General features: G+C 69.9%; 24 protein-coding genes, 1 tRNA gene and 1 pseudogene. 12 read left to right on the top strand and 14 right to left on the bottom strand.

Annotated elements, in window-relative coordinates; translation table 11 throughout:
- Positions 1–39: 39 nt before the first annotated feature.
- On the top strand, positions 40–1,053 hold the full coding sequence (locus tag J3S89_RS08640) for a hypothetical protein (RefSeq protein WP_217927083.1): 1,014 nt from the start codon (positions 40–42) through the stop codon (positions 1,051–1,053).
- A 13-nt stretch (positions 1,054–1,066) separates the two neighbouring features.
- Here the strand turns inward: J3S89_RS08640 and pncA are convergent, their stop codons facing one another.
- Positions 1,067–1,705: a bifunctional nicotinamidase/pyrazinamidase gene (pncA, locus tag J3S89_RS08645; protein WP_217927084.1), complete on the bottom strand. Its 639-nt coding sequence runs from the start codon at positions 1,703–1,705 to the stop codon at positions 1,067–1,069.
- Between the two features lie 107 nt (positions 1,706–1,812).
- Between pncA and J3S89_RS08650 the strand changes: the two genes are divergently transcribed.
- A complete protein-coding gene (locus J3S89_RS08650; RefSeq protein ID WP_217927085.1) occupies positions 1,813–2,100 on the top strand; it encodes a hypothetical protein in 288 nt (95 codons plus the stop codon).
- A complete protein-coding gene (locus J3S89_RS08655; protein ID WP_217927086.1) occupies positions 2,097–2,519 on the top strand; it encodes a CoA-binding protein in 423 nt (140 codons plus the stop codon). Before J3S89_RS08650 ends, J3S89_RS08655 begins: the two co-directional genes overlap by 4 nt.
- A 44-nt stretch (positions 2,520–2,563) precedes the next feature.
- Here the strand turns inward: J3S89_RS08655 and J3S89_RS08660 are convergent, their stop codons facing one another.
- A complete protein-coding gene (locus tag J3S89_RS08660; protein WP_217927087.1) occupies positions 2,564–3,067 on the bottom strand; it encodes a hypothetical protein in 504 nt (167 codons plus the stop codon).
- A gap of 254 nt (positions 3,068–3,321) precedes the next feature.
- Here J3S89_RS08660 and J3S89_RS08665 point away from each other — a divergent pair, with 254 nt between their 5' ends.
- Entirely contained in the window at positions 3,322–4,602 is a 1,281-nt protein-coding gene (locus tag J3S89_RS08665; protein WP_217927088.1) for an O-acetylhomoserine aminocarboxypropyltransferase, read from the top strand.
- 115 nt (positions 4,603–4,717) lie between these two features.
- On the opposite strand, the gene J3S89_RS08670 is transcribed toward J3S89_RS08665, so the two are convergent.
- A complete protein-coding gene (locus tag J3S89_RS08670; RefSeq protein ID WP_230488917.1) occupies positions 4,718–5,818 on the bottom strand; it encodes a COX15/CtaA family protein in 1,101 nt (366 codons plus the stop codon).
- A gap of 169 nt (positions 5,819–5,987) precedes the next feature.
- Here J3S89_RS08670 and J3S89_RS08675 point away from each other — a divergent pair, with 169 nt between their 5' ends.
- Positions 5,988–6,206, top strand: coding sequence for a DUF2842 domain-containing protein (locus J3S89_RS08675; protein WP_217927089.1), 219 nt, complete (start codon positions 5,988–5,990; stop codon positions 6,204–6,206).
- Positions 6,207–6,210: 4 nt separating this feature from the next.
- Here J3S89_RS08675 and J3S89_RS08680 read toward each other — a convergent pair whose 3' ends face one another.
- Positions 6,211–8,235 (bottom strand): hypothetical protein, encoded by a 2,025-nt coding sequence (locus J3S89_RS08680; protein ID WP_217927090.1) that lies wholly within the window; start codon positions 8,233–8,235, stop codon positions 6,211–6,213.
- A 159-nt stretch (positions 8,236–8,394) separates the two neighbouring features.
- On the opposite strand from J3S89_RS08680, the gene J3S89_RS08685 reads away from it, so the two are divergent.
- Positions 8,395–8,955, top strand: a complete 561-nt coding sequence (locus tag J3S89_RS08685) for a polysaccharide biosynthesis/export family protein (protein WP_217927091.1) — start codon at positions 8,395–8,397, stop codon at positions 8,953–8,955.
- A gap of 240 nt (positions 8,956–9,195) precedes the next feature.
- Positions 9,196–10,761, top strand: coding sequence for an undecaprenyl-phosphate glucose phosphotransferase (locus tag J3S89_RS08690; RefSeq protein ID WP_217927092.1), 1,566 nt, complete (start codon positions 9,196–9,198; stop codon positions 10,759–10,761).
- A gap of 87 nt (positions 10,762–10,848) precedes the next feature.
- On the opposite strand, the gene J3S89_RS08695 is transcribed toward J3S89_RS08690, so the two are convergent.
- Positions 10,849–11,463 (bottom strand): LysE family translocator, encoded by a 615-nt coding sequence (locus J3S89_RS08695; protein WP_217927093.1) that lies wholly within the window; start codon positions 11,461–11,463, stop codon positions 10,849–10,851.
- Between the two features lie 164 nt (positions 11,464–11,627).
- Between J3S89_RS08695 and J3S89_RS08700 the strand changes: the two genes are divergently transcribed.
- The 4 genes from J3S89_RS08700 to J3S89_RS08715 all read left to right on the top strand — a co-directional run bounded on the left by J3S89_RS08700 (position 11,628) and on the right by J3S89_RS08715 (position 14,654).
- A complete protein-coding gene (locus J3S89_RS08700) occupies positions 11,628–12,527 on the top strand; it encodes a protein-methionine-sulfoxide reductase heme-binding subunit MsrQ (RefSeq protein WP_217927094.1) in 900 nt (299 codons plus the stop codon).
- An 84-nt stretch (positions 12,528–12,611) separates the two neighbouring features.
- Positions 12,612–13,262 (top strand): PadR family transcriptional regulator, encoded by a 651-nt coding sequence (locus tag J3S89_RS08705; protein WP_217927095.1) that lies wholly within the window; start codon positions 12,612–12,614, stop codon positions 13,260–13,262.
- A 101-nt stretch (positions 13,263–13,363) separates the two neighbouring features.
- Entirely contained in the window at positions 13,364–13,651 is a 288-nt protein-coding gene (locus J3S89_RS08710) for a DUF2218 domain-containing protein (protein ID WP_217927096.1), read from the top strand.
- Between the two features lie 112 nt (positions 13,652–13,763).
- A complete protein-coding gene (locus tag J3S89_RS08715; protein WP_217927097.1) occupies positions 13,764–14,654 on the top strand; it encodes a DMT family transporter in 891 nt (296 codons plus the stop codon).
- 331 nt (positions 14,655–14,985) lie between these two features.
- On the opposite strand, the gene J3S89_RS08720 is transcribed toward J3S89_RS08715, so the two are convergent.
- The 7 genes and pseudogenes from J3S89_RS08720 to J3S89_RS08750 form a co-directional block, all read right to left on the bottom strand.
- Positions 14,986–15,062: transfer RNA gene (locus tag J3S89_RS08720), tRNA-Pro, on the bottom strand.
- Between the two features lie 757 nt (positions 15,063–15,819).
- A pseudogene (locus tag J3S89_RS23685) lies at positions 15,820–16,093 on the bottom strand (MerR family transcriptional regulator); the annotation flags it as partial.
- A gap of 35 nt (positions 16,094–16,128) precedes the next feature.
- Positions 16,129–16,440, bottom strand: coding sequence for an integration host factor subunit alpha (locus tag J3S89_RS08730; RefSeq protein ID WP_217927099.1), 312 nt, complete (start codon positions 16,438–16,440; stop codon positions 16,129–16,131).
- A 169-nt stretch (positions 16,441–16,609) separates the two neighbouring features.
- Positions 16,610–17,581, bottom strand: coding sequence for a beta-ketoacyl-ACP synthase III (locus J3S89_RS08735; RefSeq protein ID WP_217927229.1), 972 nt, complete (start codon positions 17,579–17,581; stop codon positions 16,610–16,612).
- Between the two features lie 2 nt (positions 17,582–17,583).
- Positions 17,584–18,654: a phosphate acyltransferase PlsX gene (gene plsX, locus J3S89_RS08740; RefSeq protein WP_217927100.1), complete on the bottom strand. Its 1,071-nt coding sequence runs from the start codon at positions 18,652–18,654 to the stop codon at positions 17,584–17,586.
- 119 nt (positions 18,655–18,773) lie between these two features.
- On the bottom strand, positions 18,774–19,328 hold the full coding sequence (locus J3S89_RS08745; RefSeq protein ID WP_217927101.1) for a YceD family protein: 555 nt from the start codon (positions 19,326–19,328) through the stop codon (positions 18,774–18,776).
- Positions 19,325–19,918 (bottom strand): ubiquinol-cytochrome C chaperone family protein, encoded by a 594-nt coding sequence (locus J3S89_RS08750; RefSeq protein ID WP_217927102.1) that lies wholly within the window; start codon positions 19,916–19,918, stop codon positions 19,325–19,327. Before J3S89_RS08750 ends, J3S89_RS08745 begins: the two co-directional genes overlap by 4 nt.
- 205 nt (positions 19,919–20,123) lie before the next feature.
- Between J3S89_RS08750 and J3S89_RS08755 the strand changes: the two genes are divergently transcribed.
- Entirely contained in the window at positions 20,124–20,603 is a 480-nt protein-coding gene (locus J3S89_RS08755; RefSeq protein ID WP_217927103.1) for an outer membrane protein assembly factor BamE, read from the top strand.
- A 244-nt stretch (positions 20,604–20,847) separates the two neighbouring features.
- Here J3S89_RS08755 and J3S89_RS08760 read toward each other — a convergent pair whose 3' ends face one another.
- Together J3S89_RS08760 and thiL are read right to left on the bottom strand one after the other, a co-directional pair.
- Positions 20,848–22,986 carry a sodium-translocating pyrophosphatase gene (locus J3S89_RS08760; RefSeq protein WP_217927104.1) on the bottom strand — a complete coding sequence of 713 codons (2,139 nt, stop codon included), beginning with the start codon at positions 22,984–22,986 and terminating at the stop codon, positions 20,848–20,850.
- A 265-nt stretch (positions 22,987–23,251) separates the two neighbouring features.
- Positions 23,252–24,250 carry a thiamine-phosphate kinase gene (gene thiL, locus J3S89_RS08765; RefSeq protein WP_217927105.1) on the bottom strand — a complete coding sequence of 333 codons (999 nt, stop codon included), beginning with the start codon at positions 24,248–24,250 and terminating at the stop codon, positions 23,252–23,254.
- Positions 24,251–24,332 lie beyond the last annotated feature (82 nt).

Below are 24,332 nucleotides of genomic sequence, written 5' to 3' on the forward strand. Positions count from 1 at the left end.
GATCCGTGTCGTGCCTCGCCACGACGCCGCCGAGGTTTCATGACGACGCGCCCCCGCCCGACCCCCACCGCCTCGAAGATCGCCGCGCTCGCCCTCGCCTTCGGGCTGATCGGCGTCGGGCCCGGTCTGGCGCAAGGGACGGGACAACCGATGCCGCTGGCCCCGGCCCCGGCCGAGCCGCTCGGCTACGCTCCCAATCCCGCGCCCTCGGCGGCGCCCCACGGCGCGGCGGCGGCCACGACCGCGCCGATGGCGGTCGACGTCGCCCGCGCCTTCAAGGCGACGCTGAAGCTCTCCGCCCTCGTCACCGAAGGCTCGCCCGCGATCCACAACGGTCTGGTGTGGCGGATCTTTCAGGAAAAGAACAATTCCGACGACAAGCTCCAGCTGATCGTCACCGCCTCGGGCGGCGACGCCGAGTTCGATCTCGAGCCGGGGTCCTATCTCGTCCATGCCGCCTATGGCCGCGCCGGGGCGACCACCCGCGTCACCGTCACCAAGGACGCGACCCGCAAGGAGACGCTGATCCTCAACGCCGGTGGCCTCAAGCTGCAGGCGCTCGGCGCCGGCGATCTGCCGCTGCCGGCCGACAAGCTCACCTTCGACGTCTATTCGATGGAATCCGATCAGCGCGGCGATCGTCAGGCGCTGGTGATGGGCGTCGGGCCGGGCAAGATCATCCGCCTCAACGCCGACACCTATCGGGTGGTCGGCCACTACGGCGATCTCAACGCCGTCGTGCGCGCGGAGATCCACGTCAATCCGGGCAAGCTGACCGAGGCGACCGTCTATCACAAGGCCGCGCAGCTGACGCTGAAGCTCGTCAACGAGCCCGGCGGCGAGGCGCTCACCAACACCTCGTGGCTGGTGCTGACGCCCTCGGGCGATCCGATCACCGAGAGCGTCGGCGCCTTTCCGACGATCGTGCTGGCGGAGGGCGACTACGCGCTCGTCGCCAAGAATCAGGATCGCATCTTCACCCGCAACTTCACCGTCCAGGCCGGCTACGATCGCGAGATCGAGATCGTCGCCGACGAGAAGGCGAAGAACTGAGGCGGAAAGCGCCTCAGCCGAACGCGCCGGACAGGATCTCGGCCGAGGTCGCCCGGATCACGCCGGCCGCTCCCATCGCCGCCCAGGCCGCCGCGAGCGAGCCGTCGAGGTCGATGGCGCGGCAGAGATCCTCCACCACCACCGTCTCGAAGCCGGCGGCGCGGGCATCGCCCGCCGTCCAGGCGACGCAGAAGTCGGTGGCGAGACCGCAGATGAAGACCCGCTCGACACCCCGCGCCTTCAGCCAGCCGGCGAGCCCGGTGACGGTGGCGCGGTCGGCCTCGAGGAAGGCCGAATAGCTGTCGATCGCGGTATGGCAGCCCTTGCGCTGGATCATCGCCGCGTGCGGCACGTCGAGCCCCTCGGCGAGGGCCGCGCCCGGGCTCTCCTGGACGCAGTGGACCGGCCACAGGACCTGCGGGCCATAGGGGAGCGCGATCGTCTCGAAGAGCGCGCGGCCGGGATGGTGGACGGCGAAGGAGACGTGGTCGGCCGGGTGCCAGTCCTGGGTCAGGACGACGGTGGCGAAGAGCCGCGCGAGGGGACCGATCGCCGGGACGATCTCGTCGCCCCGCGGCACGGCGAGCGCTCCGCCGGGCAGGAAGTCGTTCTGCACGTCGACGACGAGCAGACAATCACGGGCACCGGGCATCACACACTCCTCTCCCCTCGCGCCGGCGGCGGTGTGCCGGCGCCGAAATCGGTGTACAACGAAGCCGCTCCGCTCGCGAGGCGGGCCTTCAGCCGAGAGCCGAGATCGTGACCGTTTCGCCCCCCACGCCCCTCGTCACACCGCCGCCGCCGTCGGGTTTCGCCCGTCTGTGGCGGATCCTGCTGCCGGTCGGCCTCGGGGTGATCGCGGTGGCGCTGCTCGTCGGGGTGTTCGATTCGTCGTCGCGGCCGGCGTGGATCTTCGTGATCGGCGCCGCGATCACGGCGGTCGGCGCGGTCTCGCTGATCCTGTTCCTGGTCGCCAAGAGCCGGCAGGGGATCGCGGTGATCGAGACGGAGATCGAGGAGCATTTCGGAGGGGACGAGAGACCATGAACCACGACGTCTACGCCGACGACCACATCCGCGCGGTGCTCACCTCGGTGAAGACGATCGCCGTGGTCGGCGCCAGCGCCAAGCCCGACCGGCCGTCGTTCCACGTCACCGAATTCCTGATCGATCGCGGCTTCGAGGTCTACCCGGTCAATCCGGGCCTCGCCGGCAAGACCATCGCCGGGCGGCCGGTCTTCGCCCATCTCGCCGACGTGCCGGTCCCGGTCGACATGGTCGACGTGTTCCGCAATTCCGAGGCCGCCGGCGCGGTGGTCGACGAGGCGATCGCGGCCGGCGCGAAGGTGGTGTGGATGCAGCTCGGCGTCCGCGACGACGTGGCGGCGGCGCGCGCCGAGGCCGCCGGACTGACGGTGATCATGAACCGCTGCCCGGCGATCGAGATGCCGCGTCTGGGGATGTGAGGCCCCCCCAGAGGGCGGCGCCGGCAGCGAGCGCCCTCGCCGCCTCACGGCATCGACAGGATCTCCTTGAGGCTCCAGCGGTCTCCGCCGGTCGAGCCGAGGATGTCGTCGATCTTCCAACCCTTCTCCTTGATCAGGTCGAAGACCAGGACGCCGTCGCCGGCGGGATAGCCGGCGAGCGTCACCCGCAGCTTCGTCACCGGCGGCAGCGCGTCGAGCTTCTCGATCTTGAAGCCCTTGACCTGGGGGTCCTGGGAATTGGTGAAAGGATCGAAATCGATCGGGCCGAGATCGTCGCCGCGCGACTTGGCGCGCTTCTCGGCGTCGGCCCAGAGCTCGACCAGGGCGGCGGAGAACCACTTGGGCCGATCCTTGGGCTCGAGCCAATAGATCTGACCGCCGGAATCGCCGTTGCCGGCGGCGAGCTTCTTGTAGATGCCGGTGAGATGGGCCTCCGCCGTGGGTTCCTCGGCGACCGCGCGGTCGACGATCAGGGACGACACCGCCAGAACGGCGGCCGAACGGAGAAAGCTGCGACGCGACGGCATGTGCGAGGCCTCCCGACGGGCACGACGACGATCGGCGCAGCATAGCGCTTTTGCCGGAGCCGTCACCTGGGGTGAACGCGAAAGGCGCGACGACCGAGGCGCCGCGCGATCCGCGCCCTCCCCTGCGTCATGAAATTTCGTTCCAACGAAGGGCCTCAGGACGAAATGGTTTCGTTTGACGATCCTCGTCCGATTTCCGACAAAGAACACCATTTCCGAAAGGGCGTCGTCGCGCCCGGCCCAGGGAGTTCCCCATGTCCGCTCAGCAGCCCGGTTTCTCCACCCTCGCCGTCCATGCCGGCGCCAAGCCCGACCCGACCACCGGGGCCCGCGCGACGCCGATCTATCAGACGACCGCCTATGTCTTCGACGACGTCGATCACGCCGCCTCGCTGTTCGGGCTTCAGGCCTTCGGCAACATCTACACCCGCATCACCAACCCGACGACGGCGGTGCTCGAGGAGCGGGTCGCGGCGCTCGAGGGCGGCACGGCGGCGGTGGCGGTGGCCTCCGGCCATGCGGCGCAGCACCTCGTCTTCCACACGATCATGGGACCGGGCGACGAATTCGTCGCCTCCAAGCGCCTCTACGGCGGCTCGATCAACCAGTTCAACCACGCCTTCAAGAACTACGGCTGGACGGTGAAGTGGGCCGATCCGGACGATCTCTCGACCTTCGAGGCGGCGATCGGGCCGAGGACCAAGGCGATCTTCATCGAGAGCCTCGCCAATCCCGGCGGCGTCGTCACCGACATCGAGGGCATCTCCAAGATCGCCAAGGCGAACGGCCTGCCGCTGATCGTCGACAACACGCTCGCCTCGCCGGCGCTCTGCCGTCCCTTCGCCCACGGCGCCGACGTCATCGTCCACTCGGCGACCAAGTTCCTCGGCGGCCACGGCAATTCGATGGGCGGCGTGATCGTCGACGGCGGCACCTTCGATTGGCTCGCCTCGGGCAAGTACCCGATGCTGTCGGAGCCGCGCCCGGAATACCAGAACATGGTGATCGGCAAGGTGTTCGGTTCGATCGCCTTCGCGATCGCGGTCCGGGTGCTGGGCTTGCGCGACATCGGGCCGGCGATCTCGCCGTTCAACTCGTTCCAGATCCTGACCGGTATCGAGACGCTGCCGCTCAGGATGGAGAAGCACTCGTCCAACGCGCTCGCCGTCGCCATCTGGCTGAAGGCGCGACCGGACGTGTCGTGGGTGAGTTATGCCGGCCTGCCGGACGATCCCTATCACGCGCTCGCGCAGAAATACGTGCCGAAGGGCGCCGGCGCGGTCTTCACCTTCGGGCTGAAGGGCGGCTACGAGGCGGGCGTCAAGCTCGTCTCCGGCGTGAAGCTGATCAGCCATCTCGCCAACATCGGCGACACCCGCTCGCTGATCATCCACCCCGCCTCCACCACCCACCGCCAGCTCTCCGACGCGCAGAAGATCGCCGCCGGCGCCGGGCCGGACGTGGTGCGTCTGTCGATCGGCATCGAGGACGTCGCCGACATCATCGCCGACATCGAGCAGGCGCTGGCGGGCTGAGCCGCCTTCGCCGAGATCGAAACGACGAAACGAAAGGCCGGCGGGGAGCGATCCTCGCCGGCCTTTCGATTTTCGACGGGATCGCGGGTGCCCCCACGCTCCCATGGGCCGTGGGTCACAGCCCTTCGTGGGCGAGGAGCGTCGCCTCCATCCGCCCGGGCGCGAAGACCGAGACGGCATGGACCACCGCCGCCGTCAGCACCAGCATGGCGGTCGCCTGATGGATCAGGGCGAGGGCGAAGGGAACGTGCATCAGGAGCGTGGCGATGCCGACCATGATCTGGAACAGCACCACGAAGCCGAGCGCGAAGGCGGAGACCCGGGCGGTCGCCGTGCGGGCGGTCACGACGATGGTGACGAACTGGGTGAGCACCAGCGCGAAGAGCACATAGGCGCTCATGCGGTGGAGGAACTGGATGCTGGCGTGGTTCTCGATCAGATCGAGCCACAGCGGCGTGATGGTGAAGGCGTCGGGCGGCACGAGGTGGCCGTTCATCAGCGGCCAGCTGTCGTAGACGAGGCCGGCGTGATTGCCCGAGACCAGGGCGCCGAGGAAGATCTGGACGAAGACCCAACCGAGCACCGCCGCCGCGCCGATGCGGCGGATCGGCGAGGGACGCGGCGCGCGCCCGCGCGAGGAGAGCGTCAGCGCGGTCCACAGGACCGCGGCGAAGATCATGGTCGCCAGGGTCAGATGCACGGCGAGGCGCAGCGGCGCCACGTCGACGCGGTTCACGAGGCCGGAGGAGACCATCCACCAGCCGATCACCCCCTGGAGGCCGCCGAGCGCGAAGAGGACCAGATAGCGCGGCAGATGGGCGCGCGGGATGCGGCCGGTCAGCCAGAAGAAGACCAGGGGCAGCGCGAAGACCACGCCGATCAGCCGGCCGAGCAGGCGGTGCGACCATTCCCACCAATAGATCGACCGGAACTCCTCGAGGCTCATGCCGGCGTTCATCAGGCGATATTGCGGGATCTCGCGATAGCGCTCGAAGGCGGCGACCCAATCGGCATGGGAGAGCGGCGGCAGGGCGCCGAGCAGCGGCGCCCATTCGGTGATCGAAAGACCCGATTCGGTCAGGCGGGTGATGCCGCCGACGACGACCATGGCGAAGATCAGGGCGGCGACGCCGTAGAGCCACAGGCGCACCGGGCGCTCGCTCGTCGCCGCACCCGCTCGCGCCTCGCGCACTCGTTCCATCCCCATCGACACCATGCGTCTCTTCACTCCGCGTCCCGATCCGAGATATAGACCGGGACGTGCGCCTTCTTCCAGCGCCGGGGCGCCGCAGTCCCGGCCGGAAGGGGCTCGAAGACCAGCGACACGTCGTCGCCGATCCGCCGGAGCCGTCCGCGGGATCGGCGACCCGGCGAAAGGGCCGATCATGACCTCTCCCGCGCGGCGTTTCGCCGGCTCCCTCATTCTGGTGATCTTCCTGCTGGTCTACGTCTTCTTCGCGACGGCGGTCGGCGACGTGGTGGTCGCCTCCAAATCGGGCTGGGTCCAGTTCGCCTATTTCGTCGTCGCCGGCCTCGCCTGGGTGCCCGTCGCCGGACTGATCGTGCGGTGGATGTACCGCCCGATCGGGCGTCCGAAGGCGTGACGCCTCAGGCGGCGTCGGCCCAGGCCGCCGTCTCGGCGCCGTCGGCGGCGTAGAGGTCGCGGCTCGCCTCCTCGAGCGGCGGATCGATCAGCCACACCGCCTTGTCGGCCATCAGCAGGGCATCGAGGGCGCGCAGCACGCGCGGATCGTCGCGGTCGTCCTCGGCCAGCACGATCACGTCGGCGCCGATCAGCAGGGTGGCGAGGCCCTCCCCCGCTTCCAGACGGCCGACGTCGACGACCACGTCGGCCCAGGTCGCGGCGAGCGCGTCGAGAATGCCGGCGACGCCCTCGTCGCCGAAGGTCGCGGGCTCCAACGGCTCGACGCCGGCGGGCACGACCCAGCCGCCGCAGTCGTGATCGTGATGGATCGCCTCGGAGAAGGCGGCGCGGCCGGCGAGGATGTCGGAGAAGCCGGCGTTCTCGCTCTCCGGCTCGGGAACCGTCGCGGCGAGATCGACCAGACAGGCCGAACCCTGAGCCACGGCGGCATTCGCCCACAGGAGCCGGGCGGCGGCGTGCGCACGGGCGGCGTCGGTGACCGATGTCACGACGATGCGGCGGCCGCGCGGGATCTCCGCCTCGATCTGGTCCCACAGATCGGCGATGCGCTCGTCGGTCGCCTCGGCATAGAGCGCGGCACGGCGCGGCGCATCCGCGTCGACCGGGCGCGACGGCGCGATCGCGACCGGCTCCTCGACGCGGGTCTCGATCGGGGCGGGGATCTCGGCGACCGGCGCGACGCGGTCGCGACGGCGCGCGGGCGCGGCGCCGAAGACGGCCGCGAGGCTCGCCGCGAGGCCGGCGCCGAACAGGGCGGCGAGGCCGGCGGCGACGATCGGCCGCGTGTTCGACGGAGTTTCGACCACGTCCGGCGCGCCGACGAGGTTCGCCGCGACGGCGGCCTGACCGAGCGCCTCGAGATAGGCCGCGTCGCGGCGGGCGAGCGCCTCGGCGAGCGCCGCCCGCAGGCGCGGCAGATCGGCGGCGGCGGCGGCCGGCACCGGCGCGGCTTCGGGGATCGAGGCGGTGGTCGCCGTCTCCCGCTCGGCGATGCGGCGGTCGATCGCGGCGAGCGCGGCCTTCTGGGCGGCGACGGCGCGGGGCAGTTCGGCGCGGATCTCGCGATGCAGGTCGGCGAGCCGTTCGGTCGCCTCCTTCAGCAGCGGGTGGTTCTCGAGATAGACGACCGACAGTTCGGCGATGCGCGAGCGCAGCAGGCCGCGCCGTTCGCGCAGCCGCCGCAGGCCGTCGGTCAGCCCGGCGTCGACGGCGCGATCGGCGCCCTTCTCACCGGCATCGGCGAAATCCTCGAGCCGCTTCAGCACGGTCTCGCCCTCGGCGCGCTCGGCGCGGGCGGCGTCCGCTTCGGGATCCGCGACGGGGGCGGCGGCGACGGGCGCCGGCATCGTCTCCGCCTCGGCGAGACGGCGGCGGGCCTCCGCCACTTCGGCGCCGCGACGGCGCTCGGCTTCCGCCTCGGCGCGACCGCGCGCCTCGGCGAGGCCGGAGGCGTAGTCGTGCCAGACGGTGGCGAGGAGGTGCTCGCCGGAGCCGCGATCGGGGGTGGCGAGACGCAGGGCGATCAGGCGCGAGCGGTCGACCCGCTCCACGGTAAGGGCGGCGCGGAGGGCGGCGAGACGCCGGTCCTCGCGGTCGAGCCCGTCGCCGTCGCGGCCGGCGTCGCCGAAGGCGTCGAGCGGATGTCGCGGATCGGCGGCGGCGCCGGCGACCACCCGGCGCAACAGGCCGGACGACCCGAGCAGGCCGATCTGAGTGGCGATCAACCGATCGTCGCGGGCGGCGCGTCCGCTCTCCGAGGCGGCTTCGCCGGGCGCGGCGATCGGCTCGATCAGGATGCGCGCCTCCATCACCAGGGGATCGGCGCGCCACACGGCGAGGCCGCCGACCAGAACGGCGGCGGCGAGCGCGGCGAGCGCGATGCGTCCGCGCGCGGCGCGAAGCGCGTCGCGCAGCACGGCGAGGTCGATGGTCGTGTCGGCGGTCGTAGGCTCTCGGCGAAGCACCATGAAGGTTTCTCCTCGCCCGCCATGGTGAGCCGCGAGGGTTAGCATCTCGTTAACCATGATCGCGACGACGGCTCCCTGAAATTCCGAGGGCCACGCTTCAAGCTTCATTAACCATATCGCACCACTCTGCCGATCATGACGGGTGCGAAGGGTTCGAAGATGTCGTCTCGATTGGTTCAGGTGTTGCTCGTGGCGGGCCTCCTCACGGGGTGCTCGAACTACGTGCGTCCGAGCCCGGCCTTCCACGACGTGCTCAATCAGCCCTACACGTTCGATGCCGGCGATCGGCTGCGCATCACCGTGTTCGATCAGGCGGCCTTGACCAACGTCTATACGGTCGATGCCAGCGGCAACATCTCGGTGCCGCTGATCGGCGGCGTGCCGGCGCGCGGGCGCAAGGCGGTCGAACTCGAGCGCGACATCGCGATGCGGCTGCGCAACGGCGGTTATCTGCGCAGCCCCGACGTCTCCGTCGACATCGACCAGTATCGCCCCTTCTTCATCATGGGCGAGGTCAAGAACGCCGGCCAATATCCTTACGTCGCCGGTATGACGGCGCAGACGGCGGTGGCGATCGCAGGCGGCTACACCGCCCGCGCCGATCAGCGCACGCTCGACGTCACCCGCCAGATCAACGGCGAGGTTCTGGTCGGGCGGGTGCCGGGGACCGACCCGATCCGTCCCGGCGACACGATCTACGTGCGCGAGCGGTTCTTCTGATACCGGCGTCTCGACTTTTCGCGAATCTGGTCGCAATTTTTTAAACTTAACGAAAATCCTCTGCGATTTCAGAGTCTTCGACCTATCGCAATCAACGCCGCCTTCACTTTCCCGGGGCAATCTACTCGACGACCCGAGAACGGGTCCTCGCGACGGCGTGGCCGATGGGCGAGCGTCGACGACGGGGACGTCGCGACGCGCCCCATGCGCTCGCGACGGGACGAATACCCGGAGACGGACATGAAGCAGATCGATCCGAAGACCCTCTATCGCCAGAGCGTCGACATCGCCGCGCTCGGCGAAGGACCGGCCGATTTCGAGGCGGTCCCGGAAACGCCGAGGGCCGACACCTCGCTCTCCCAGCAGGCGCGCGACGTCGCGGCGCTGTTCTCCGATCGGCCGATCTCGCGCCGTCTGCTCGCCGGATCGGTGCGCACGGCCGATTTCGTCGCCCTGGTCGGGCTCGGCCTGACGATCCTGACACTGGCGGGCGCCTTCGACGCGCCGCGGATCGACCGTCTCGAGGCGGTGACGGTGCCGATCGGCGCGGCGCTGGCGGTGCTGTTCGTGCAGGCCGTCGACGGCTATCAGATCTCCTCGTTCCGCGACTACGCGATGCAGCTCGGCCGGGTCATCGCGGCCTGGGCGATGCTGTTCGCCGGCGGCGCGGCGCTCGCCTTCTTCACCGGCCGGGTCGACGCCGCCGAGGGGGCGATGGTCGTCCGCTGGTTCCTCGGCGGCATCGGCTGGTTCGTGCTGTCGCGCTTCGTGATCACCCATCTGGTGCGCAACTGGACGCGCGACGGGCGGCTCGAGCGGCGCGCGGTGATCGTCGGCGGCGGCAAGCTCGCCGAGGAGCTGATTCGCGGCCTCGAGGCACAGCCCGGCAACGACATCCGCATCTGCGGCATCTTCGACGACCGCGACGACGAACGCTCGCCGGCGATGGTCGAGGGCTATCCCAAACTCGGCACCGTCCCGGAACTGGTCGAGTTCGGCCGCATCATCAAGCTCGACATGCTGATCGTGGCGCTGCCGGTCTCGGCCGCCGTCCGCGTCCAGCAGCTCCTGCGCAAACTGTGGGTGCTGCCGGTCGACATCCGCCTCTCGGCCCATGCCGACAAGCTCAAGTTCCGGCCGCGCAACTATTCCTACGAGGGCTCGCTGCCGTTCATCGACGTGGTCGACAAGCCGCTCGCCGACTGGGACGCGGTCACCAAGCGGATCTTCGATCTGGTGGTGGGGTCGATCGCGCTGTTGGTCCTCTCGCCGATCATGATCGGCGCGGCGATCGCGGTGAAGGCGACCAGCAAGGGGCCGATCTTCTTCCGCCAGAAGCGATTCGGCTTCAACAACGAGGTCGTCTCGGTGTGGAAGTTCCGCTCGATGTACGTCGACAAGTGCGATCACGACGTCAAACAGGCGGTGACCAAGGGCGACCCGCGCGTCACTCCGGTCGGGCGCTTCATCCGCAAGACCTCGATCGACGAACTGCCGCAGCTCTTCAACGTGCTGATGGGTGAGCTGAGCCTCGTCGGTCCACGCCCGCACGCGGTCAACGCTCAGACCGAGAACCATCTCTGGGACACCGTCGTCGACGGCTATTTCGCCCGCCACAAGGTCAAGCCCGGGGTCACCGGCTGGGCGCAGATCAACGGCTGGCGCGGCGAGATCGACACGCCCGAGAAGATCCGCAAGCGCGTCGAGCACGACATCTACTACATCGAGAACTGGTCGATCCTGTTCGACCTCAAGATCCTCGCGCTGACCCCGTTCCGGCTGTTCGACACCCGAAACGCCTATTGAACCCTCGCGCGCGGCAGGCTCCTCGCCGCGCGCACCGTCGCCCCCGGCCCGGCTCACACGACCGACCGGGGGCGTTTTCGTCTCGCCTCAGGCGCGGCGGATCTGGTCGGCGCCGAGCACCGCCAGGACGACGCCGGCGATACGGTCGATCCACAGGCGCACCCGGTGGCCGAGCGCATGACGCAGGCCCGAGACGCCGATCACGACCCCGATCCACCAGCCGAGCGACCCGGTGACCACGCCCGCGACGGTGGCGACGGCGGAGGCCGGATCGAAGCCGGAGGTGGGGGCGAGCGCGGTGAAGACGGCGGCGAACATGACGATGGTCGGCGGGTTGGTCAGCGTCAGCGCGACCGAACCGAGGAAGGCGGCGCGGATCGAGCCGCCGGCGCGGTCCTCGGCGACCTTGCCGTCGTCCTTGGTGAAGAAGGTCTTCAGGCCGAGCCAGATCAGCAGGAGGCCCGCGGCGAGGTGGAGCGGCTTCTCCCAGGCGAGCACGAAGGCGGAGACGCCGGCGAGGCCGAGCGCCGCCACGGCGGCATAGATGCCGTCGCCGATGGCGATGCCGGCGCCGGTGGCGAGCCCGGAGCGCCAGCCGGTCGTCAGCGTGCGGCGCATGCACAGGAGGCTCATCGGCCCGACCGGGGCGGCGACGGCGACGCCGATGCCGGCCGATTTCAAATAGAGAAGCAGCCACTCCATGATGTCGGTCTCCGTTGCGACGCGCGAGGGTCGCATCCGACACTAAGGACGTGTCGCGGGCGGGTCCAGAGGCCGCTCGCCGACGCCTCGCGCGGACGTGATGAAACATCGGGCATGCTCGTCTCGTAGAACCGGACGAGACCCGATCCTCTTCGCGAGTACCGATGCCGACCTCCTCCCTCCGCCTCCCCTTCCCCGCCCTTCCCGATGCGCTCGCGCCGTGGCGGGACCGCAACGGGCGCTTCTCGCCGCTCCGGGCCGTGGTGCTCGCGGCGCTGCTGGCGCCGGCGGTGTGGCTCGTCTACCGGGCCGCGAGCGGCGATCTCGGCCCACGGCCGATCACCGAGGCGCTGCGCTTCGCCGGCGACCGGGCGATCGAGACGCTGATCGTCACCATCGCGATCACGCCGCTGCGCAAGCTCTCGGGCTGGTCGAAGCTGATCGGCGTCCGGCGGATGATCGGGCTCACCGCCTTCTTCTGGACCGCGACCCATTTCGGCCTCTACGCCCTCGACAACGGGTTCGCCCCCGCCAAGATCGCCACCGAGATCGTCCTGCGGCCCTATCTCCTGCTCGGCTTCGTCGCCTTCTGCGGCCTCGCCGCGCTCGCCGCGACCTCGACCGACGGCATGATCCGGCGCCTCGGCGGGCCGACCTGGGGGCGGCTCCACGGGCTCGTCCATCCGATCGTGATCATGGGGCTGGTGCATCTCTTCCTGCAGGTGCGGCTCGATCCCGCGACGGGGGCTTGGCTCGCGGGGGCGGCGATCGGCGGTCTCGCCATCCGCGTCCTCCTCGCGCGGGCCGGCGGCGTCGGCTGGGGCGGCGTCGCCTTCGCCTCGGCGGTCGCGACGCTCGCCGGGGCGGCGGCGGAACTCGCCTGGTTCGCGGCCAAGACCATGCGCCCGCTGGCGCCGATCGCCTGGGCCAATTTCGATACGGCCTTCCGGGTCGCGCCGTCGTGGTGGGCGGGGGCGACGGTGGCGCTTCTGGCCGGCGGGGCGCTGCTGTTCCAGGCCTGGAAGCGGCGCGAGGCACGGGGGGCGCGACCGGCGGCGCGCTGACCTCTTGCATTTAGACTGTATTTCGATATATCTAAAACAGTGCGATCGCCGCAGTGGCGATCCCTGTCGAAAAGGATCGAACACATGTTCGGACATGAGATGCGGCATCGCGGCCGCGATTTTCTGGAACGCGGCTTCGGCCGCATGCGCGGCCACGGCCGCTGCGAGGGCGGGCCGACGCGCGCCGCCTGGGACGGCGACGAGGGCATGGAGCCGGGCTTCGGCCTCGGCGGCGCCGGGCCGCGCGGCTTCGGCCGGCACGGCCGGCGGGGCGGCGGGCGCTTCTTCGCCCATGGCGGGTTGCGGCTCGTGATGTTGGCGATGCTCGCCGAGCAGCCGCGTCACGGCTACGAGATCATCAAGGCGATCGAGGACCGCATGGGCGGCTCCTACGTGCCGAGCGCCGGCGTGGTCTATCCGACCCTGACCCTGCTCGAGGAGACCGGCCAGATCGAGGTGGCGGCGGCCGAGGGCGCCAAGAAGCTCTACGCCATCACCGACGCCGGCCGGGCGACGCTCGAGAGCAATCGCGCCTCGGTCGACGCGATGCTGGCGCGCATGGACGAGGCCGGCGCCGCGCGCCAGGGGCCGCGCGATCCGCGCCTGATCCGGGCGGTCGAGAACCTCCGCCTGGCGCTGCGCCTCAAGCTGGCCACTCCGTCGCTCGGCGACGAGGAGACCGCGGCCCTGGTCGCCCTGCTCGACGAGACCGCGAGCCGGATCGAGAAGCTGTGACCGCGCCCCTTCGATCGCCCGTCGCGAACGGGCGATCGACCGGCGCCGCCGATGGCGCCCACCCTCTTCCCTCTTCTTCCTCTTTCCGAAAGGACACGCCGATGGCCGAAGCCGTCTGCGAAACCCCGACCGCGTCGGGCTCGCGTCATCTCCAGCAGCTCCGCGAGCATTTCGCCCACGAGATCCCGGCCGACTGCACGCCGACCGAAGGATCGATCACCTTCCCGCTCGGCCCCGTCGCGCTCCGCGCCGACGCCACCGGCCTCACCATCACCGTGACGGCGGACGACGCCGACCGTCTCGCCGAATTGAAGGACGTGGTGATCCGTCACCTCGTGCGCTTCGCCTTTCGCGAGACCCTGGCGGTCGAGTGGCGCGACGCCGCCTGAGGCCGCCGACGCACCTGTCGGACGACCGTCCGAGAAAATCTCGGACGACCGCTCGACAAGACCGGGAGGCCGGGTCAAACAGAAGGACGATCACGCCAGCCCAGAGCCGTCCATGACCCGTTCCACCGCCAATCTCCTGCTGCTCGGTGCCGCTGCTCTGTGGGGGGCCGCCTTCGTGCCGCAGTCGACGGCGATGCAGATGATGTCGCCGACGTGGTTCCTGACCCTGCGGTTCGCGGTGTCGACGCTGATCCTCCTGCCCCTGATGCTGCGCGAGGCGCGGTTGGCGAGCGGGCCGATCGATCGCGGCTCGGTGGCGCTGATGGGGCTGATCGGGCTGGTCTTCCTCGTCGGCAATCTGCTGCAACAGGTTTCGCTTCTGACCACGTCGGTCGCCAACGCCGGCTTTCTCACCTCGCTCTACATCCTCTTCACGCCCTTCGTGGCGATGGCGCTGACCCACGAGCGGCCGGGTGTGGCGGTCTGGCCGGCGGCGGGGCTGGGGCTCCTCGGGGCCTGGCTCCTGTCGGGCGGGCTCGGCGGCCGCTTCGTCATCGGCGACGTGCTGGTGACGCTCGGCGCGGTCTGCTGGGCGATCCAGATCGTGCTGCTCGGACTGGTGACGCGGCGGGTCGACCGGCCGATGGCGCTGGTGGCGATCCAGGGCGGCATGGTCGCCGTGGTCTGCGGCGGCTGGGCGGCCGTGCACGATCCGATCTCCTGGGAGGCGATCGTCGCGACCAAGTGGGAGCTCGCCTATACCGGGCTCGTCGCCGGCGTCCTCGGCTATTCGCTCCAGGCGATGGCCCAGCGCCACACCGAGGCCTCCGACGCGGCCATCGTCTTCTCCACCGAGGCGCCCTTCGCCGCCCTGCTCGGCTGGCTCCTGCTCGGCGAACACCCGACGCCGGCGCAATGGGCCGGCTCGGCGACGATCTTCGCGGCGGTGTTGCTGGTGCAGCTGTGGCCGTCGCGGCGTCAGGCCGGCGTCGCCGGGGCCTGACACCGGCCTTTCGGTCTTTCCGCGTGACGGATGCGCGGTCTGCGAGGTGCGGCTCGGAGATCGATTCGAGCGCTTCCACCATCGCTTTCGCGCTCGTCGCGGCTCATGTCGAGAATCCGCGACTTCATCCGATCTCTTCCGACCGTCGGAAATCGAGTCCGGAAATTCACGTAAGCAACTGGAAACGTTGACGCGCCGCCCGAGGCGCCGAGGACCCGGCCGCGCACCCTCTCGCACGTGGCACGAGGGGACGCGACGACGCGCGCGCGACCGTCTCCCCCGGCCCCGGAAGGGCGGAAGACGTCGCGTCGCGTTCGTTCGAAGAGAGAAATGGTCGGGCAGAGAGGATTCGAACCTCCGACCCCTTGACCCCCAGTCAAGTGCGCTACCAGGCTGCGCTACTGCCCGTCCAAGACACCGCGACCATCGGTTCGGACCGACCCCTCGGCTGGCGCGGGGTGGGTCCGTCGTCGTCGGACGGAGGTTGACTAGACTGTTTCATGCGGCCGCGCAACACCTTTCGCCCGGGTCGTCGCGGTGGTCCACATCCCGCGCGGTTCGAACCGCGACGGCGCGCCTCAGCGGACCTGATCGAGCAGGCGCTTGCACTCCAGGAGTTCGAACAGCGTCGCCTGGAGGCGGCGGACGTCGTCGCGCGACAGACCGGAGGCCTCGCCGCTCGCGGCCACGGGCGGGCTCGGCGGCGCGGCGACGGGGGCGAGCACAGGGGTCGCCATCGACATCGGCGCGTTCGGACGCAGACGGTCGAGCAGGTGCCCGAGGCCGGCGCGCATCGTCTCCGCGGCCGCCGGGGCGGCGGCGGGCGGCGGCGTGAGGGCGGGCGGCTCGACGCGGACCGAGGCGCGCGGATCGCTCGCCACGGGGCCGCGCGGTGCGAAGCGCTGGGCGAGGACGTGGGCGGCGCGAATCTCCGGATCGACCGGCGGCGCGGTCACCGCCGGTTCGACGCGGCCGTCGGCGGTCTCGGTATCGAGGAAGGGCGCGTCCGGTTCGCCGTCGTAGGCGGCCTCGTCCCAGGTCCCCTCGGGGGCGGGCGCGGCGGGTGCCTCGTAGGCGACGGGGTCGTAGCGATGGCGGGGCGCCGCGCCGGAGGCCTCGGCCTCCTCGGCGGGGTCGCGTTCGCCGCCGCGCGCCGGCTGCGGGGCCCCCTCGCGCCACACGTCCATGACGAAGCGCACGCCCTGTTCCTTCAGGATGCGCTGCACGCCACGGATGGTGTAGCCCTCACCATAGAGCAGGTGACGGATGCCCTTGAGCAGATCGACGTCGTCGGGGCGGTAGTAGCGGCGCCCGCCGCCGCGCTTCAGCGGCCGGATCTGATTGAAGCGGGTCTCCCAGAACCGCAGCACGTGTTGCGGCAGATCGAGATCGCCGGCCACTTCGCTGATGGTACGGAAGGCATCCGGGCTCTTGTCCAAGGTCGCGGCTCACGGGAGCGGACGGCCCGACCGCCTCACTCGGCGTCGTCGGCCAATTGCTCGTTGATCTTCTGCTTCAGGACGTTGGACGGTTTGAAGACCATCACCCGTCGCGGCGAAATCGGAACTTCCTCGCCGGTCTTGGGATTGCGGCCGATGCGCTCGCCCTTGGATCGGACCAGGAAGGTCCCGAAGGAGGAGAGTTTGACCGACTCGCCCTCGACGAGGCAATCGGAAATCTCGCCCAGCACCATCTCGACGAGATCGGCGGATTCGGTCCGAGACAGGCCCACCTTCTGGTAGACCGCCTCGCAGAGATCGGCGCGGGTGATGGTCTTTCCGGACATGGCCTCGAACCTCTTCTGGACTCTCGATGGACCGTCGGCGGATCGGGTCATCCGATCGTCACCCCGTCGTCGGGCGCGTGACGGGGAAACGTTAGGACCTCCCCGCGAGACGGTCAACAGCCGGCGCGCGTCGGGGTCGCCGGGGCTGCGCGAGGGCCGGCCCGCGGGCTCACCAGCGCATCAGGACCGCGCCCCAGGTGAAGCCGCCGCCCATCGCCTCGAGCATCACCAGATCGCCCTTCTTGATGCGTCCGTCGCGGACGGCATGGTCGAGGGCGAGGGGAATCGAGGCGGCGGAGGTGTTGCCGTGGCGATCGACGGTGACGACCACCTTGGCCGGGTCGATGCCGAGCTTCTTGCCGGTGGCGTCGATGATGCGACGATTGGCCTGATGCGGCACGAACCAGTCGATGTCGGCGGGGCCGAGCCCGGTCTGGCCGAACAGGACGTCGATCACCTCGCAGAGATTGTGGACCGCGTGTTTGAAGACCTCCTTGCCCTCCATGCGGAGATGGCCGGCGGTCTGGGTGGTCGACGGGCCGCCGTCGACGTAGAGCTTGTCCCAATGGCGGCCGTCGGCGCGCAGATAGGCGGCGAGCAGGCCACGGTCGTCGTAGGTGCCGGTCGACCATTCCGCCTCCAGCACCACCGCGCCGGCGCCGTCGCCGAAGAGCACGCAGGTGCCGCGATCGGACCAGTCGAGGATGCGCGAGAAGGTCTCGGCGCCGATCACCAGGGCGCGCTTGGCGAGGCCCACCTTGAGCTGGGCATCGACGGTGGCGAGCGCGAAGACGAAGCCGGAGCACACCGCCTGCATGTCGTAGGCGAAGCCGCGGGTGATGCCGAGCTTGGCCTGAACCTCGGTGGCGGTGGCGGGGAAGGTGTGATCGGGCGTGGCGGTGGCGACCACCACGAGGTCGATGTCGTCGGGGCCGAGGCCGGCGTTCTCGAGGGCGGCGCGGGCGGCGGCGACGGCGAGGTCGGAGGTGAACTCGCCGGGGGCGGCGCGACGGCGCTCGCGAATGCCGGAGCGCTCGACGATCCACTCGTCGGACGTGTCGACCACCTCGGCCAGATCGGCATTGGTGACCACTTCGGCGGGCAGGTACGAGCCGACCCCGCGAACGACGGACCGAAGAATGCTCACGGTTCACCTCGTGCGTCACCGGCGTTGGCGGCGGCGACCGCTCCGGCTCTGTGGTAGTGGGCGAGCCCCTCGACGATGCGGCGCGTCAGATCGGCGACGGCCATGTCGTAGGCGAGGGAAACGGCGGAGGCGAAGCCCTCGGCGTCGGTGCCGCCGTGGCTCTTGATGACGACACCGTTGAGGCCGAGAAAGACGCCGCCGTTGACCTTGCGCGGGTCCATCTTCTCCTTCAGCCGGTCGAAGGCGGACTTGGCGAGGAGATAGCCGAGGCGGGCGAGCCAGGTGCGGGTGATGCCGGCGCGCAGATATTGACCCATCTGCCGGGCGGTGCCCTCGGCGGTCTTCAGCGCGATGTTGCCGGCGAAACCCTCGGTCACCACCACGTCGACGATGCCGCGACCGATGTCGTCGCCCTCGACGAAGCCGGTGTAGTCGAGTTCGGAGAGGTCGGCCTCCTTGAGGAGACGGCCGGCCATCTTGACCTCCTCGATGCCCTTGACCTCCTCGACGCCGACGTTGAGGAGCCCGACCTTGGGCCGATCGACGGAGAAGACGGCGCGCGCCATGGCGGCGCCCATGACCGAGAAGTCCACCAGCTGCTGGGCATCGGCACCGATGGTGGCGCCGACGTCGAGCACGATCGATTCGCCGGTCAGCGTCGGCCAGATCGCCGCGATCGCCGGGCGTTCGATGCCGGCCATGGTGCGCAGGCAGAACTTGGCCATGGCCATCAGGGCGCCGGTGTTGCCGGCGGAGACGCAGACGGCGGCCTCGCCGGTCTTGACCGCCTCGATCGCCTTCCACATCGACGACTTCCAACGCCCGGCGCGCAGCGCCTGGCTGGGCTTGTCGTCCATTCGGACCACGACGTCGGCATGGACGACGCGCGAGGCGGCGGCGAGGGCGGGATGGCTCGCGAGAATGGTCTTCAGACGCGTCTCGTCTCCGAAGAGGACGAAGCGCAGCTCGGGTCGACGCTCGAGGGCGAGCGCGGCTCCGGCGAGAACCATGTCCGGGCCGGCATCGCCGCCCATCGCGTCCAGGGAAATCGTGATCTGTTTCGACATCTCGACGGTCGCATGCGTCGGTTGGTTCCGACGGAGGCGGGACAATACCCTTTTCCTGCCGACCGGCAACCCGTCTCGCGGCGACGAGACGGCGGCGGGGGCCTCGGAGGGTTCCCCTATCACTCCTTCTCGAGCCGCGCCAGAGCGGCGAAGGGCGAGAGTTCGGCGCGGCCATCGCCGGCACCGACCGCCTCGGCGTCGAAGACCGCCCCTTCCTTGCGCGGATAGGGGTCGATCCCGATCAGGAAATGCTCCACCGCGAGCGTGCCGAGATCGATCATCCCCCCCTCGATCGGCTCGGGAATGTCGAGGGTGAGGTCGAGATCGATGGCGCCCTCCTCGTCCTGCTTGTCGAGCCAGCGCGCCATCGCCTCCGGCGGCACCAGCTTCAGCGAGACCTGTTCGTCGACGGTGCGCACCAGCGGCTCCAGGGTGACGACGCAGGACTGGGTGACCGTCGCGGTGACGCGGCCCTCGACCTGAAAACCGTCGCGGCCCCAGGGCTTGACCAGGAACTCCGCCCGCATCGCCTCGACCGACAGGATCTCGGCATGGCGGGCCAACGCGGCGCGGGTCGCCTCATCGGCGACGATGACGACATGGGTGCCGGCCGGGGGCACGTCGGCGGGCGAGAGGGTGCGGACGATCGGCAGGGGCGCGACGGCGTCGGTCATGATGGAATCCTCGAAAGGGTCGTCGAAGGGTCGGGCCAGGAGATGCGGCCGGCGAGCACGTCGGCGAGCGGGGTGGCGGCGAGAACCGCCTCGGCGGCGAGCGCATGGCGAGCGAGCGCGGCGGCGCCGGAGCGATCCTCGACGCCGGCGAAGACGTTGCGGGCGATCGCCTGGGCGAAGGTGTCCGCGTCGTCGGCGGCGAGGGCGGCGTCGTAGGCCTGGACGCGGCCGTTCCAGGCACTGGCCAGTTTCTTGATGCGCTTGGGCACGGCGACGTCGCCGATCCCCATCTCGCGCAGCGACTGGTCCATCTCGGTGAAGAAGAGATCGAGCAGCTGCCGGCCCAGTTCGTGCGGGTCGGTGGCGCGCCACCCGGTCACCACCTTGACGCCCGCCGGTGGGAAAGGTTCGGCGCGCAGGCGATGCAGAACCACCGCCATCATCAGGACGATCATGTCGAACCGCGCGGTCACCGTGTCGGGGACGGCGTGCTCGACATAGAAGATCGGCCGCCGAGCTTCGGCCACGATCGATCGATAGAGGTCGAAGGTGGTATCGGCGAAGCCGCGATCGAACAGGCCGAAGATCATGGGATCGGGTCTCGCTCGGTCGATCGGTCTCGCATGGCCGACGGGGGTGGACGTTGTCATTCGACCTAGCGCAGGTTAGGGAAGAAGCCAAGCGATCGCGCGGACGGACGAACCGTCGGAGCGAGATCGGCGGGGCCGCGTTCCTCGACCCCCTCCGAAACACTCGACGCCGGACGGCCCGCCGCGGCCCATCGGGAGGACCGAAATGAATCGTCGTTCGTCGCGCGCCGCATCCCTGCGCGGAGCCACTCTCGCGGTCGCCCTGGCGGCTCTGACCGGCACCGCCCTCGGGCTCGGCGGCTGCACCGAGGTCTACGACCACGGCTACGTCGCCCCCGACAACGCGCTGGAGCAGATCCAGGTCGGCGCCAGCCGCGAGCAGGTGCTGCTGGTGCTCGGTTCGCCCTCGACCACGGCGACGCTCGGCGGCGAGGCCTTCTACTACATCTCCCAGCACTCCACCCGCTCGGTCGCCTTCCTCAATCAGAGCGTCGTCGAGCAGAAGGTCCTGGTGATCTATTTCGACGAGAAGGGCCAGGTGAAGGAGATCGGCAACTACGGCCTCCAGGACGGCAAGGTCTTCGACTTCATCAGCCGCAAGACCAAGACGACCGGCTCCGACTACGGCCTCCTTTCGCAGATCCTCAAGGCGACCCCGGCCAATCCGCTCACCGGCGGCAATTGAGCCGATCGGCGATCGCCACCCGACGACTCGTCCGCCGCCCTTCGGGGCGGCGGTTTCGTTTCGCGGGTCGGCCGAGACGGCGAAAAAAGACCCGCGCGGGAGGTCCCACGCGGGTCTGGTCTCGTCCCGGGCCGAAGTCGGGCAGGCCCGACTTGCTTTCTCCGGGGCCGAAGTCGGGCAGGCCCGACCGGCATTTTCCAGTGACCGAAGTCGGGCGGGCCCGACTTCGGTTCGTTTTCGCGGCTCAGCCGTGCGCCAGGATCGCCAACAGCAGCAGCGCCACGATGTTGGTGATCTTGATGGCCGGGTTCACGGCCGGGCCGGCGGTATCCTTGTAGGGGTCGCCGACGGTGTCGCCGGTGACGGAGGCCTTGTGGGCTTCCGAGCCCTTGAGGTGCTTGACGCCGTCCTTGTCGACGAAGCCGTCCTCGAAGGACTTCTTGGCGTTGTCCCAGGCGCCGCCGCCGGAGGTCATGGAGACCGCGACGAAGATGCCGTTGACGATGACGCCGAGCAGCGAGGCGCCGAGGGCGGCGAAGGCCGAGGCCTTCGAGCCGGAGACCGCGAGAACGCCGAAATAGGCGACGATCGGCGCGAGCACCGGCAGGAGCGAGGGGACGATCATCTCGCGAATCGCCGCCTTGGTCAGCATGTCCACCGCGCGGCCGTAATCGGGCCGCTCGGAGCCGGTCATGATGCCCGGCTTCTCCTTGAACTGACGCCGGACCTCTTCCACCACCGAACCGGCGGCGCGGCCGACGGCGGTCATGGCGATGCCGCCGAACAGGTAGGGGATGAGGCCGCCGAAGATCAGGCCGGCGACGACGTAAGGATTGGAGAGGTCGAAGGAGACCGGCCCCATGTCCTTGAAGTAGGGATATTTGTCGCCGTTCGCGGCGAAGAACTGGAGATCGTTCGAATAGGCCGCGAACAGGACCAGGGCGCCGAGACCGGCGGAGCCGATCGCATAGCCCTTGGTGACCGCCTTGGTGGTGTTGCCGACCGCGTCGAGGGCGTCGGTGGTCTGGCGCACCTCCTTGGGCAGGCCCGCCATCTCGGCGATGCCGCCGGCGTTGTCGGTGACCGGACCGAAGGCGTCGAGCGCGACGATCATGCCGGCGAGACCGAGCATGGTCGTGACCGCGATCGCGGTGCCGTAGAGGCCGGCGAGCTGATAGGTGGAGATGATGCCGCCGACGATGACCATGGCCGGCATCGCGGTCGATTCCAGCGAGACCGCGAGGCCCTGGATGACGTTGGTGCCGTGGCCGGTGACCGAGGCCTGGGCGATCGAGACGACCGGGCGCTTGCCGGTGGCAGTGTAGTATTCGGTGATCCAGACGATCAGGCCGGTGACCACCAGACCGATGACGCCGGCGACGAACAGATTGGTGCCGACGATCTTCTGACCGTGGACGACGCCGATCTCGCCCCAACCGATGGTGAGCGTATTGGCGATGGCGAGGCCGCCGATCGACAGCACGCCGGTGACGATCACGCCCTTGTAGAGGGCGCCCATGATCGAGTTGTTCGAGCCGAGCTTGACGAAGAAGGTGCCGATGATCGAGGTGATGATCGAGGTCGCGCAGATCATCAGCGGATAGAGCATGGTCTGGGCGAGCACCGGGGCGGTCGCGAAGAAGATCGCCGCGAGAACCATGGTGGCGACCACGGTCACCGCATAGGTCTCGAACAGGTCGGCGGCCATGCCCGCGCAGTCGCCGACGTTGTCGCCGACGTTGTCGGCGATGGTCGCCGGGTTGCGCGGATCGTCCTCGGGGATCCCGGCCTCGACCTTGCCGACGAGGTCGGCGCCGACGTCGGCGCCCTTGGTGAAGATGCCGCCGCCGAGACGGGCGAAGATCGAGATCAGCGAGGCGCCGAAGCCGAGCGCGACCAGGGCGTCGATGACGACGCGATCGTTGGGCAGATGGCCGAGCGGGCCGGTCAGCACCCAGTAGTAGACGGAGACGCCGAGCAGCGCGAGACCGGCCACCAGCATGCCGGTGACGGCGCCCGCCTTGAAGGCGATGTCGAGGCCGCCGGCCAGCGATTGGATCGCGGCCTGGGCGGTGCGCACGTTGGCGCGGACGGAGACGTTCATGCCGATGAAGCCGGCGAGACCGGAGAGAACCGCGCCGATCACGAAGCCGATCGCGACCTCCTTGCCGAGCAGCCAGCCGAGCAGGATCAGAATGACCACGCCGACCATGCCGATGGTGGCGTACTGACGCTTCAGATAAGCCTGCGCACCCTCGGCGACCGCTCCCGCGATCTCCTGCATGCGCGCCGAGCCGGCATCGGCGGCCATGACGGAGCGGATCGCCCATACGCCATAGACGAGCGATACGAGCCCGCAGAGAATGACCAGTAGAATTGACATGACGCCTCCCGTGCGTGTCGCGAACGTTCCGGTTCGCGGTCTCGCGCCGCTCGTTGCCGGACGTCGCTCGTGGGCCGGTGCAAGATGAAACGGGAACACGCCTGACGGTGTCCCCGGTTCGTCGGGCGCCTCAGCCTATCTGGACCCGGGGTGCCGTCAAGGCGTCCATCGACGTTCTTCCATCAGGGAAAACGCGATCCCGGGCGTCTTTCGCGCCCACTCCGGCGCTCCCCATCCCAGAGACCGGCAACTCCTTGCGCCGGCGTCAGAAATGCCGAAACCCGCCGAGCCGGAGGGCGACCGATTCGCCGGTCCGATCGACGCAACGCACACCCGCCTCCGCCTCGATCCGGCCGACCTCGGCGACGGCGACGCCGGCCGCCTCGGCGCCGGCGGCGAAGGCCTCGGACGCCTCGGGCGGAACCGCGGCGAGGATCTCGTAATCGTCGCCGCCGCCGACGATCCGTTCGATCAGAACGGGCTCGACGGCGAGCGCGGCGCGGGCGGCGGCGGAGAGCGGCAGGCGATCGACCACGAGCCGAGCGCCGACGCCCGAGGCGCGGCACATGCGGCCGAGATCGAGGCCGAGACCGTCGGAGAGATCCATACCGGCGCGGGCATGGGCGAGGAGCGCCGGGGCGAGCGGCAGGCGCGGTTCCGGCAGGAGGTAGCGGCGGGCGAGATGATCGGCCTCGGCCGGGGCGAGGCCCCAACGGGCGGCGCGATCGACCTCGGTTCGGGCGAGGAGGCCGAGGGCGGCGTCGCCGAGGGTGCCGGAGACGAAGAGGCGGTCGCCCGGCCGGGCGGCGGCGCGGCGGACCATGCGGCCGGAGGGCACGGCGCCGAAGACGGTGATCGAGAGAATCAGTCCGTCGGGCGAGCGGATGGTGTCGCCGCCGAGGAGCGACAGGCCGAAGGCGTCCTGATCCTCGGCGAAGCCGCGCGCGAGAGCGTCGAGGTCGGCCTCGGTCCAGTCTTCGGGCAGGGCCAACGACAACATCCAACCGAGTGGCCGGGCGCCCTTGGCGGCGAGGTCGGAGACATTCACCCGGAGCGCCTTGCGGGCGACCAGATCCCAGGGATCCTCGGCGAAGAAATGGATGCCGGCGGCGATCGCGTCGGTCTTCAGAACGAGATCGTGGCCAGGCGGCGGGGTGAGCGCGGCGCAATCGTCGAGGAGGGCGAGCGCGCCGGTCGCGGTCGCCAGAGGGCGGAAGAAACGCGCGACGAGGTCGTCTTCGGACGGGCGATCGGAGCGGGTCACGGGGGCGATCCTCGAGGTTGACGTGTCTTGCGATGGGGCCTCGCGGTGGGAGGCGCGGCCGGCTGCGGCGTGATGCCGCGGC

Source organism: Pinisolibacter aquiterrae (assembly GCF_019160155.1).
GTDB classification, from domain to species: Bacteria; Pseudomonadota; Alphaproteobacteria; order Rhizobiales; family Ancalomicrobiaceae; genus Pinisolibacter; species Pinisolibacter aquiterrae.